Source organism: Streptococcus cristatus, from assembly GCF_001588905.1.
In the GTDB taxonomy this organism is placed as follows: Bacteria; Bacillota; Bacilli; order Lactobacillales; family Streptococcaceae; genus Streptococcus; species Streptococcus cristatus_N.
Window position 1 is genome coordinate 1 of the sequence record NZ_LAWH01000042.1, and the last position, 11,431, is coordinate 11,431.

The following is an 11,431-nucleotide window of genomic DNA, read 5'->3' on the forward strand; positions in this document are numbered from 1 at the left end:
CGTCTTGCTCGACAATCCAAAGACAATTGAGAGGCTAGGACTTTTGTCCCAGCCTCATTTTTTCGTCTAGATTTAACGCAGTTGGACTTTCACTACCAAGGGTAAGTCGGCTGCTACACTCGGCATGAAGATGCGCAAACCTTGAGGTGTTTGCTCCCATTCAAGCGCTTCATCATAGCCTAGTAAGGATACCTTTTCTATGATACCATGAAAGCGAGACGCGGGATTTTCTCTTTCGTCAGCCAAGGCCTGAATCGTCAGCCACTGATTTACTGCAGGCTCCATCAGAAAGGCATACACCGCTCCGCCCTTGGCCGTGAAACGGAAATCCTGGTTTGTATAAGGGATGTTTTTACCATCCGAAAATGGCCCACTATCTACTTGTGTCGGCCCTTCTCCAAATTGCCTCCACGCGCGTGAATCATAGATCGCTTGGCCATTCACTTGAATCCAAGCCCCGATTTCTCTTAAGATTTCTTGATCTTTTTCCGGAATCGTCCCGTCTCCTTTTGGCCCAATATTCAGCAGCAAATTCCCATTTTTGGACACGACATCAATCAAGGTCTGGATGATTTCTTTAGCTGACTTATAGTCAAGATTCTCTGTGTAGCCCCAAGAATTTCGCGCAATAGCTGTATCCGTCTGCCAAGTGAAAGGCTGGATCTCTGCAAAACCACCGCGTTCCACTTCCACAATCCCCGCACCAAAAGCCAGCGCATCATGCTTGTAGCAGATGCTAGTCGGCTTCCCAGAAGCTGCTCCTAAATTATAATAATAGGCTGCAAAAAGCTTTATATACTCTTTAAAAGCTGCATGCTGAATCCACCAGTCAAAATACAAAATCTCAGGCTGGTAATCTCGAACCAGCTCACAGGTACGCAGGAGCCAATCATTTAGAAACTCCTGACTCGGATAAGGCTGACCAAATAAATCATGGTGGTCTGGCTCTGGCATAGCCGGCCAGTAAAGTTCCTCGCGACTGACTTCGCTGGCAATGTCACTGGCAAACTCCTTTCCATGTGAAAAGAAAAAATGATGCTCCGCCCGATGGGAGGAAGTACAAAAATGAACCTGCTCTCTTTGGGCTGCCTGACTCAATTCCCCCAAGATATCACGCTTTGGACCCATTTCTACACTATTAAAAGGAGAGAGCTGGCTAGCATAAAGCTGGAAGCCGTCGTGATGCTCTGCCACTGGAAACATGTATTGGGCTCCCGCTTCTTTAAAGAGGCGCAGCCATTCGTCCGCATCAAAATTTTCGGCAGTAAAGAGAGGAATAAAATCCTTGTAGCCGAAATCTGTGTGAGGCCCATAAGTTTTGATATGGTGGTCAAACTCTGCCGTACCCTGGATGTACATATTTCGAGAGTACCACTCGCTCCCAAAGGCAGGAAGACTGTAAAGTCCCCAGTGGATAAAAATCCCAAACTTAGCCCTTTTGAACCAGTGGGGAACTTGATAGGCCGCAAGAGAATCCCAGTCTGGATAGAAAGGTCCTTGGTTGGCAACTCTTTGAATTTCTTCTAAAGATATTTTCATCGTAACTACCTCATCATTCGATTAAAACGCTTTCTTTTATTGTACCAATTTTTGGAGAAGAAAGAGGCATTTTACAAAAAAATAATCCAAAACAGCCCTGCGAGCAAACTTTCCCAATAAAGCAAAGAAAAAGGAACAGTAATTAATTCTGTTCCTTGTTTTTATATTGTCAGCATGGTGAGCACCTCGGAAAGCCACTCGCATCACGATGCTCATCATTCAATACATCAATTCGCTACGCGATAGTAGGGATGTTGGGATGCGTAAGTGAAATCTTGCCCCACTAAAATGCGTTCTTTCGGATTTTCACTTCCAGTATCATAAAGACGAGCTCCTTTAGGAATGGCTGTGAAGGAGGCCACTTCATTCCCTGATTTATGAGTTAAAAACGCTCCAAACTTACCTTCATATACTTGACTATTTGTCAAAGTGTAGTCGCTTGATTCATTTCCTCTGTAAGTATGAGACACCAAACCATTTGCATCAAAGACTAATTGGTTGCCCAAATCGTCTTGCCAAGTACCTGCAATGCTAGAGAAATCACCATTTGCTAGAGCGTTGACATCCATACCGGAAGTTGTTGGAGTCACTGGGGCAGCTGGAGTTGGTGACGTGTTCGAATCTGCTGAAGTCTTGTTTTCCACGGGTTTCTCAGCTTGACTGGAAATACTCTGGTCGCTAGAAGTCTGAGGAGTTGAAGAGGATGTCACGGAGTTAGAAGCAGAACTTTGCTTAGCTGATGGTTTAGTCGAAGACTTGCTAGAACTGCTAATCTTAGAGCTCTGAGAGGTAGAACTACTAGCCTCCGTGGAAGGTTTGGAACTACAAGCTGCGAGCAGGAAAGCAGAGCACAAGGCAGTGGCTGTCAATAAAATAAGTTTACTACGTTTCATAATGGAATCTCCTTGTCGGTTTATCATTAATTTGCTACTCGATAGTAGGGATGTTGTGCAGAAGAGATTGCATCACTTCCAAGCATGATTTGTTCTTTAGGCGCTGGAGCACCATTAAGTGGCAATGCTACGCCCACTGGAACAGCGAATAAAGGATCACTACTGCCTGCTCCATTATAACCAAAATCAGCTCTAAACTTATCTCCTTCTACATGACCATTATAAATAACGTTATGGTTCAATGTCTCACCATTATTACGTTGCAATGTTACTAATCCATTTGCATCAAAAACTAATTGGTTGCCCAAATCGTCTTGCCAAGTACCTGCAATGCTAGAGAAATCACCATTTGCTAGAGCATTGACATCTATACCGGAAGTTGTTGGAGTCACTGGGGTAGCTGGAGTTGGTGACGTGTTCGAATCTGCTGAAGTCTTGTTGCCCACAGGCTTCTCAGCTTGAATGGAAACACTCTGGTCGCTAGAAAGCTTAGTAGTAGAGGATGCTTTTGCTTCGTTGGAAGCAGAACTTTGCTTAGTCGATGATTCAGTTGACGCTTTACTTGAACTGCTAATCTTAGAACTCTGAGAAGTAGAACTGCTAGCCTCCGTGGAAGGCTTAGAGCTACAGGCTGCGAGCAGGAAAGCAGAGCACAAGACAGTGGCTGTCAATAGAATAAATTTACTACGTTTCATAATGAAATCTCCTTGTCAGTTTATCATCAATTTGCTAAACGATAGTAGCGATGTTGGCTTGCATAGGGGACATCTTACCCCACTAGAATATATTCTTTAAAGCTTTTTTTGTAATAAAAGAAATATTTTGTAATCTAATTGTAATTCTATGAAATAATTTTGTCAACATTTTGTGTGATATTTTTCTCAAAATTTATCTGTAATTTATGAAAATGCCTTTTTGATGCAAAAACACAGGAGTTCCTCCTCCTGTGCTTCGTTTCAAATTTTCTCTAAATCCTGAACGATCCGCTCAAAGGCTGCCTCCAAGGAATCTTCGTCCCTAAAGAACGATTCCTCTTCCCAGCCTAAGAAATCTCGATCCTTCCACCAGCGTCTCATATCAGCTGGGGCAAATTCCTCCTGCTTGGCTCGGGTCTGATGGCGGCGGACGGTTTCTTCAAAAGTCAAATCATAGTAATAGGCTAGGGTCTGAGGACCAAACAAAGTCCGCAACCGCTCCAGCATGTGGCCATAAATATCTGTCTCGTAGAAACCTTCTACCAAGACCAGTAAATCATGTTCGTAACCAAAATGAGCTAAGCTTTCCGTCAAATCAATAGATAGGTTGCCCGGCTCGACTTTTTCCTTGAGCATGTCCCGTCTAACTGTGTCCTGCGCAATTAAAAGAGTCCCTCGGCCGTAGTGAGTCTGCATTTTTTTAGCTAAACTCGACTTGCCAGAGCCGGAATTGCCTCGAATGATGACTAACTTGGCCATTTATTCGCCTAGAATCAAGCGTGTATGCTCGCGTTTGATGCAGCGATCCATGACGATATCTTCGCGACCAGCCTCCCGCAAAATCTGCTCAGCTTCTTCATTTTCCAAGCCCAACTGAGCCCAGAAAATCTTGGCATCTGCTTCCAGAAAATCACGCGCCACATCTGGCAAAAACTCGCTACGACGGTAAACATCGACAATATCCACTGGGAAAGGAATATCTTTGAGACTGGCATAAACTGTTTCACCAAAAATCTGACTGCCTGCTGCCCGCGGATTGACTGGGATAATGCGATAGCCTCGCGCTTGCATTTCCTTGGACACACGGTTACTGGTCGTTTCCTCACGGTCTGATAGACCGACAACAGCAATCACCTTGCTGTTTTCCAGATAGCGCTTGACAACGCCGTCACTGGGATTTTGAAAATGGTAAGTCATAAACTTCCTCCTGTTTTATAAATAATTTTTAACTTTTTTAACAATGATATATTAGCTGAACATGAGCTAAAACCTTGGAAAATAGATAATTCGTTCTAAGAGCATGGCTCCTTCGTCCGAATTCCTAATTTTCAGTCGGTTTTGACGCTCTTTGTATCTTGTTTTATTTCGCCTCGTACCAAGTTTGGCCGGCATTTTCATCAGCTACGAGCGGAACGGCCAGCTCAATCGCAGCTTCCATGGTTTCTTTGACCAGCTGGCGGACGGCTGTTAGCTCGTCATTTGGCACTTCCAGCACGATTTCATCGTGCACCTGCAAGAGCATGCGAGACTTGAAATTTTTCTCTGCTAATGCTCGATCCAGATTAATCATAGCGACTTTGAGAATGTCTGCGGCGGAGCCTTGGATGGGGCTGTTAATGGCTGTGCGCTCCGCAAAATTTCGGATGTTAAAGTTGCGAGAATTGATGTCCGGCAAGGAGCGACGGCGATGGTAAATGGTCTCTACGTAACCCTTATCACGCGCTTCGCGAACGATAGTTTCCATATAATTCTTGATGCCTGGGAAACGCTCAAAATAAGTCTCAATGTAGTCCTTGGCAGCCTTGCGGGAAATGCCTAGATTATTGGCCAGTCCAAAATCAGAAATGCCATATACCACTCCAAAGTTGACAGCCTTGGCATTACGACGGTCATTAGGCGTCACATCCTCTGCCTTTTCAATACCAAAGACCCGCATGGCTGTAGCCGTGTGAATATCTTCTCCATGCTGAAAAGCAGCAATCAGATGCTCGTCCTGAGAAATGTGAGCCAGCACCCGTAGCTCAATCTGGGAATAATCCGAGCTGAGAAGCACACTGTCTGCCCATTCCGGCACAAAAGCCTTGCGAATGAGGCGCCCCTGCTCCAAACGAACAGGGATATTCTGCAGGTTCGGGTCGACCGAGGACAGACGACCAGTCTGAGTCAAATCCTGAACATAGCGAGTGTGAATCTTGCCGTCAGACGCTATCGCCTCCTGCAGGCCGATGATATAAGTGGACTGGAGCTTGCTGATTTGACGGTATTCCAGAATCTTAGACACAATCGGTGCAATGGGTGCTAAACGCTCCAGCACGTCAACCGCTGTCGAGTAGCCTGTCTTGGTCTTTTTGGTGTACTCCAGCGGCAACCCCATATCCTCAAAGAGAATGGTTCCCAGCTGTTTCGGTGAATTAATATTGAACTCCTGACCAGCCAGATCGTAAATCTCCTGCGTTAGACTTTCCAGCGTCTTTTCATTTTCTGCCTGCATGCCTTGCAGGGTTTCCCGCTCAACCTTGATCCCCGCAATCTCCATCTTGGCTAGGACAAAGGCCAGAGGCTGCTCCATTTCAAGCAACAAATCCAGCTGATCGTGGGAACGGAGCTGTTCTTGCATTGGCTCTTCTGTTTCCAGCAACACTTGGATTTTACGAGCTAGATGCTCAAAGAGCTGCTCTTGCTCCGGCAGAGCGCGCTTGGCTCCCTTGCCATAAACCTCATCATCAGTCAGCAGAATTGTTTGGCCATAGAGGCGAGCAATAGTCGCCAGCTCATTATCCTCGACCGTCGAAAGCAGATACTTAGCTAGGCGCGCATCAAAGGATGCTGCTGGCAGTTCAATGCCATAATGACTGAGCAGTACCTTGGTCCGCTTGATATCGTAAGTTTTCAGAGCTGTTTTTGTCAAAAACTTCCGAAAGAGAGGTTGCTCTAGTAAATCGCTAGTGCCGACGTAAATCTGACGGCTATCACCCCAGGCAAGACCGACAATCTCTTCCTTGTGGTAGTTGTCACCCAAAATTTCAAAATAGAAGAATTGCTCTGGTGCCAGCATATCTGCTGTCACCTCAGTCACTTTGGTAAATTCAATTGGTTTGACTTCTACCGGCTCCTGACCAGTGCCTAGCTGAGCCTTGAGCTGCTTGAAGCCCATCTCGTCGTAGAACTTGCTCAGTGCCTCTACCTGCGGACCGTTGTAAACCAAATCATCCAGTCCGATTTCAATCGGAGCCTGAGTATTAATGGTAGCTAGGGTTTTTGATAAGAAGGCCTTGTCCTTGTCATTGATCAGATTTTCCTTCATCTTGGAAGCCTTGAGCTGATTAATATTTTCATAGAGATTTTCCAAAGAACCATACTCCAAGAGGAGCTTGAGACCAGTCTTCTCACCAATCTTGGTCACGCCGGGGATATTGTCCGACTGATCGCCCATCAGCGCCTTGAGGTCAATGAACTGCTCTGGTGTGATGCCCATCTTTTCCATGAGGTAGGCTGGGGTAAATTCCTCAAACTCAGCCACGCCTTTCTTGGAAATCTCTACCACAGTATTTTCATCCGTCAGCTGAATCAAGTCTTTATCGCCGCTGACAATGGTCACATCATAAGGAACAGCCGTCTTTTCAGCCATCTTGTCCAAGGTTCCGATAATGTCATCCGCCTCGTACTGAGCCAGATCATAGTAGCGGATACCTAAGTAGTCCAGCATTTCACGGATAAAGGGCAGCTGCTCCCGAAATTCATCCGACGTCTTGGCCCGACCAGCCTTATAGTCGGCGTACATCTCGGTCCGGAAGGTCGTCTTGCCAGCATCAAAAGCTACTAGGACATGAGTCGGCTGCACGCGCTCCAAGAGATGATTGAGCATGAGGTGGAAGCCATAAATGGCATTGGTGTGCAAACCCGATGGACTCTTGAAACGGTCGATTTGATTATAAAGCGCAAAAAAAGCGCGAAAAGCAACGGACGAACCGTCAATTAATAATAATTTGTTCTTATTTTCCATAGGTTTATTATAACACGAAAGGCCGACAAAGACAGGAAAGGCGGCGTGGAAAATTTAAAAGTGATTTTAATAATTCCTGTATGGTATAATAATAAAAACTAGGAGGTGAAGCATGTTCCCAATAACCATTCCAACCCTTGTGACTGAGGAAGTGTATCAACGATTTGCTTGGTCTGTTTTCTTACGCGGGAAAAGATTCTTGCTGAATATGTTCATTTTGATAGGAATTCTATCTCTCTATCTTATCTTCCTACCTGACAACCTGAAGCGATTTTCTTTCTTCATCGTGCTATTTACATCTTTGATTATATTCCCAATAATGTACTTTGGCACGGACTTTCAGATAAGGAAGGCCTATCGAAAAACTCCTTTCTGGAAGGATATGGAGCAAACTCTTATATTTGAGAAAGATAAATTTTCTGTGAAAAGCAAACGAGGAGAGTTTCTTTATAGCTATGATGACATCGTCAAAGTTTTTCATACTAAAGAAGATTTTTATATCATGTTGGGACCAATTGTCGGTTTCCCTATTGAAAAAAAGAACTGTACGCCCGAGGCTCTTGAGTTCTTGCTAGAACTTCACATTGAGCATATGTAAAAGAAAAAGCAGGCTAGACTGACAGTAGATCAGTTCTGGTCTGCTTTTTATCTTGTAAATAATTGCTTGATATCTAGCAACTTCTCTATTTTCTGGTTGATTTCTGGTCGGTAGTCACAGAAGTTAATGCTCTGGATGCCACTGTTGACGGCGACATCTACATCTAGGGTCCGGTCCCCGATATAGTAGGTTTTCTGCTTGTCCAGGCCATATTTCTCGACCAGATAGTCGACACCTTCTGGATGAGGCTTGCGCTTAAAGCCGTTGGCCGTTGTGATGATTTCTGTAAAATAGTCATGAATGCCCAAGTCTTGCAAGATTTGATGGGCATTGAGTCCCTTGTGGGTATAGACGAACTGGACAATGCCCTGCTCTTTAGCCCAAGCCAGTATCTCCGCAGCCCCTTCCATCAGATGAACCTGAGCATTCTTCTCCTTTAGACTTGCCCCACGAAAGGCATTCATATCGGCAGCGTCTAGGCCTTTCTCAGACGCTACTTTTTCCAAAAGCTTCTGGACAGAGTGCTTTAGGATATAGCAGTGAATACTTGCCCTGTCAAAGTCCAGACCATAGTGAGCATAGGTTTCCTCAATCCCCGCCAAAATAGCATCGTAAGAGTCCAGCAAGGTGCCGTCCAAATCCCAAATAAACGCTGTTGTCATGTGGTTTTCCTCATTTTTCTGTCGTATAAAACCTTTAAAAATAGCCAGCGGAAGCCATTGTCCAAGAGAGTCCCAGCCCAGACTCCTGTCAGACCCAAACCAAAGGTCACACCCAACAAATAGCCTGAGATGATGCGAATCAGCCACATACCAATAGTCGTGGCATAAAAGGGCAGTCTGGCATTGCCCAGCCCCTGCCAAACCGCTGTGTAAATCACGGTCCCAGCTGCCATGGGAGTTCCCAGCAGGGAGAAGAGGATGACCGAAAGACTGGCTGTGATCGCTCCGCTATTGTCCGTATAGAGTAAGGTCAGCGGTCGACCAAGTGCGAAAATTCCTAGAGCCAAGGGCAGCATGCAAGCAAAAGACAGCCAGAAGGCCCGCTGACGAATCAGACCAACCGCTTGCATATCTCCCTCGCCAACCGCATGGGCCACCAGCATGACTGTTGCTGTCGCGACCCCGAAAGCCGGCATGTAGTTAAACTGAGTCAGGACTTCACCGATGGCATTCCCCGCTACTGCGTCCGTTCCAAAGACGACCACAATGGCGATGATTACTACATCACCCGCCCGCATCATGAGCCGTTCTCCAGCAGCCGGCAGAGACAGGCGCAAGAGCTCTCCATCTAAACCCCAGCTCCAGCGGATCGTGGACAAGTCTAGCTCCTGCCAGAGAATGAGCACACCGACCAAACGAGCCAGCACCGTCCCAAGCGCTACGCCGACAATACCAAGTCGAAAGACATAAATCCCCAGACCGGAAAAGAGGGCATTGAGGACATTGGTCAGAAGACTAACATACATGGGGAATCTAGGATTGCGAGTGACCCGCACCAGAGCTCCAAAGGAAGTCATCAAGCCTAGCAGAACAATAGTCCCACCAACCAGAGCCAGATAAAGACCGCCTGCTTCAGCCACCGCTTTTTCCGTCCCCAGCAGATCCAGCATCTGCCTACCAAAAAGCAGAGAAAGGAGACCTAGCAGAAGACTCAGAAGTAGCGTCAGCTTGATAGCCTCAGCTGTGTGATAGGCCAAACGCTCCTTGTCTCCCTGAGCCAGAGTCTTGGAGATGAGACTGGAAACAGCAGCCCCCAGCGCGATAAAAATTGCCTGATAAATGGTAATGATATTGCCGGCCACCGATACACCAGAGATCGCAATCAGCCCAAGACTGGCCACCAGATAGCTGTCGACCATCCCCATGAGCATCTGCAAAAAGTTCTCCGCCATAGCTGGCAAGGCGATATTCATGATTTTTTTATACGTCGTCATAGAAAAAATTCTTCCTTTTAAGCATCAGCTACTTCACTTTCTTTCATTGGACATCCTAAGAAAAAATCAGCCAGATATCCAGCTGATTTTAGGCTTTCTAAGCCATTTTTACAATTCCAAGTAATTCTCTACTGCTGCCTGCATTTGGTCTGCAGCGACCGTCGTTGTGTGGCGAACTGGTGCTGTTTCTAAGCCGTCCACAGCTGGTGGCAGGGCTACACCAGAAAGTTCGTGCAGTTGACCCAAAGCCTCAAAATCACTGAGGCCTGTCTGACCAGTCACAGCCTCAACTGCTACAACTGGGAATTTATAAGGACTAGCGGTAGATGCGATAACAGTCTTGCGCTGATCACCTGTTTCTGCCAAGTATTTTTGATAGACAGCAGATGCAACGGCTGTATGAGGGTCTTCAATGTAGTCAGACGCTTGATAGACCCGCTTGATTTCAGCTGCTGTTTCTTCTTCCGTCGCATAGTCAGCCGCAAAGAGCTCTAAAATCTCAGCGTCAAAGTCCGTCAGTTCATACTGTCCATGCTCATTCAGAGCCGCCATCAAAGCAGTTGTTTTCTCAGCACTATTACCAGACAGATGGAAAATCAAGCGCTCCAAGTTAGAGGAAACCAAAATATCCATGGACGGGCTAGTCGTCACCTTAAAGCTCCGCTTCTTGTCATAAACCTTAGTCTTGAAGAAGTCTGTCAGGACATTGTTTTCATTCGATGCGCAGATCAGCTTGCCAACCGGCAGACCGATTTGCTTAGCATAGTAGGCCGCCAAGATATTACCAAAGTTCCCCGTCGGAACTGTGAAGTTGACCTTATCCCCTGCTGTGATTTCTCCCGTTTTCACTAACTGAGCATAGGCATAGACATAGTAAACAATCTGAGGCACCAAACGGCCAATATTCATGGAGTTGGCTGATGAAAACTGCAGTTTGTGCTCCAAGAGACGAGCCCGCAAGTCTGTGTCATTGAACATGTACTTGACATTGGTCTGGGCATCATCAAAGTTGCCGTCAATGGCAACAACATGTGTATTGGCACCTGTCTGTGTCGTCATTTGCAGCTCTTGAACCTTGCTGACACCGTCTTTGGGATAAAAGACGATGATTTCAGTCCCCGGAACGTCCGCAAAGCCTGCCATAGCCGCCTTACCTGTATCGCCAGAAGTCGCTGTCAGAATGACAATTTTGTTTTCCAAGCCGTGCTTTTTAGCTGCGGTTGTCATCAAGTGAGGCAGGATGGACAAAGCCATATCCTTGAAGGCAATGGTCGCTCCGTGGAAAAGTTCTAGATTGTACTGACCATCCAGCTTGACCAAGGGAGCAATCGCCGCATCATCAAACTTGCTGTCGTAGGCATGGTTGATACAGTGGTCCAGCTCCGCTTCAGAAAAATCATCCAAAAATGCAGACAAAACCAGCTTGGCTACTTCCTGATAGGAAGCGTCTTTGAGCTTGGCAAAGTCCAAATCGACCTGCGGATAAGTAATAGGCGTAAAGAGCCCGCCGTCTGCTGCCAAGCCTTGCAGAATCGCTTGGCTGGCTGTTACTCTATTCTTTTCGTCACGCGTTGATTGATAAACTAAAGTCATTCTCTCTCATCCTTTATCTGTAGTTCGTTTTATTATATCAAAATTTATCAGAAAATTCTCCATTTTCATCAAAATTAAAAAGCAAAAAGAGAGTGGGACAGAAATCGGTCATTCGTTAGAATTCGATTTCGTCGTCCCACCTCCGCACAGTTGAGTAGGGCTGTAAAAGCTGAT

The 11,431-nt window shown here is 46.1% G+C and carries 10 protein-coding genes; 1 reads left to right on the forward strand and 9 read right to left on the reverse strand.

Annotated features, from left to right (window positions below; all coding sequences use genetic code 11):
• Nucleotides 1-72: 72 nt before the first annotated feature.
• The 6 genes from A0765_RS08560 to polA form a co-directional block, all read right to left on the reverse strand.
• A complete protein-coding gene (locus tag A0765_RS08560; protein WP_062006037.1) occupies nucleotides 73-1,539 on the reverse strand; it encodes an alpha-L-fucosidase in 1,467 nt (488 codons plus the stop codon).
• Nucleotides 1,540-1,766: 227 nt separating this feature from the next.
• On the reverse strand, nucleotides 1,767-2,432 hold the full coding sequence (locus A0765_RS08565; protein ID WP_062006039.1) for a DUF6287 domain-containing protein: 666 nt from the start codon (nucleotides 2,430-2,432) through the stop codon (nucleotides 1,767-1,769).
• 26 nt (nucleotides 2,433-2,458) lie between these two features.
• Nucleotides 2,459-3,127 (reverse strand): DUF6287 domain-containing protein, encoded by a 669-nt coding sequence (locus A0765_RS08570; protein WP_062006041.1) that lies wholly within the window; start codon nucleotides 3,125-3,127, stop codon nucleotides 2,459-2,461.
• A gap of 261 nt (nucleotides 3,128-3,388) precedes the next feature.
• The gene (locus A0765_RS08575) at nucleotides 3,389-3,886 is read right to left on the reverse strand and encodes a kinase (protein WP_062006044.1); all 498 of its coding nucleotides are present in this window, start codon (nucleotides 3,884-3,886) and stop codon (nucleotides 3,389-3,391) included.
• On the reverse strand, nucleotides 3,887-4,324 hold the full coding sequence (locus tag A0765_RS08580) for a CoA-binding protein (protein ID WP_062006046.1): 438 nt from the start codon (nucleotides 4,322-4,324) through the stop codon (nucleotides 3,887-3,889).
• A gap of 163 nt (nucleotides 4,325-4,487) precedes the next feature.
• Nucleotides 4,488-7,130 carry a DNA polymerase I gene (gene polA, locus A0765_RS08585; protein ID WP_062006048.1) on the reverse strand — a complete coding sequence of 881 codons (2,643 nt, stop codon included), beginning with the start codon at nucleotides 7,128-7,130 and terminating at the stop codon, nucleotides 4,488-4,490.
• 112 nt (nucleotides 7,131-7,242) lie between these two features.
• Between polA and A0765_RS08590 the strand changes: the two genes are divergently transcribed.
• Complete coding sequence (locus A0765_RS08590; protein ID WP_048766370.1) at nucleotides 7,243-7,728, forward strand: YcxB family protein; 486 nt, start codon at nucleotides 7,243-7,245, stop codon at nucleotides 7,726-7,728.
• Between the two features lie 47 nt (nucleotides 7,729-7,775).
• Here the strand turns inward: A0765_RS08590 and A0765_RS08595 are convergent, their stop codons facing one another.
• The 3 genes from A0765_RS08595 to thrC all read right to left on the reverse strand — a co-directional run bounded on the left by A0765_RS08595 (nucleotide 7,776) and on the right by thrC (nucleotide 11,257).
• Nucleotides 7,776-8,390: an HAD-IA family hydrolase gene (locus A0765_RS08595; protein WP_062006049.1), complete on the reverse strand. Its 615-nt coding sequence runs from the start codon at nucleotides 8,388-8,390 to the stop codon at nucleotides 7,776-7,778.
• Nucleotides 8,387-9,664 (reverse strand): MATE family efflux transporter, encoded by a 1,278-nt coding sequence (locus A0765_RS08600; protein ID WP_062006051.1) that lies wholly within the window; start codon nucleotides 9,662-9,664, stop codon nucleotides 8,387-8,389. The genes A0765_RS08595 and A0765_RS08600 overlap by 4 nt, the downstream gene beginning before the upstream one ends.
• Nucleotides 9,665-9,772: 108 nt before the next feature.
• The gene (gene thrC / locus A0765_RS08605; protein WP_062006053.1) at nucleotides 9,773-11,257 is read right to left on the reverse strand and encodes a threonine synthase; all 1,485 of its coding nucleotides are present in this window, start codon (nucleotides 11,255-11,257) and stop codon (nucleotides 9,773-9,775) included.
• Nucleotides 11,258-11,431: the final 174 nt, after the last annotated feature.

Bases quoted from the DNA above. Each gene is read 5' to 3' on its own strand.
- A0765_RS08580 (WP_062006046.1), bottom strand. From the start codon at position 4,324: ATGACTTACCATTTTCAAAATCCCAGTGACGGCGTTGTCAAGCGCTAT.
- thrC (WP_062006053.1), bottom strand. From the start codon at position 11,257: ATGACTTTAGTTTATCAATCAACGCGTGACGAAAAGAATAGAGTAACA.
- A0765_RS08575 (WP_062006044.1), bottom strand. From the start codon at position 3,886: ATGGCCAAGTTAGTCATCATTCGAGGCAATTCCGGCTCTGGCAAGTCG.
- A0765_RS08600 (WP_062006051.1), bottom strand. From the start codon at position 9,664: ATGACGACGTATAAAAAAATCATGAATATCGCCTTGCCAGCTATGGCG.
- A0765_RS08590 (WP_048766370.1), top strand. From the start codon at position 7,243: ATGTTCCCAATAACCATTCCAACCCTTGTGACTGAGGAAGTGTATCAA.
- A0765_RS08570 (WP_062006041.1), bottom strand. From the start codon at position 3,127: ATGAAACGTAGTAAATTTATTCTATTGACAGCCACTGTCTTGTGCTCT.
- A0765_RS08560 (WP_062006037.1), bottom strand. From the start codon at position 1,539: ATGAAAATATCTTTAGAAGAAATTCAAAGAGTTGCCAACCAAGGACCT.
- polA (WP_062006048.1), bottom strand. From the start codon at position 7,130: ATGGAAAATAAGAACAAATTATTATTAATTGACGGTTCGTCCGTTGCT.
- A0765_RS08595 (WP_062006049.1), bottom strand. From the start codon at position 8,390: ATGACAACAGCGTTTATTTGGGATTTGGACGGCACCTTGCTGGACTCT.
- A0765_RS08565 (WP_062006039.1), bottom strand. From the start codon at position 2,432: ATGAAACGTAGTAAACTTATTTTATTGACAGCCACTGCCTTGTGCTCT.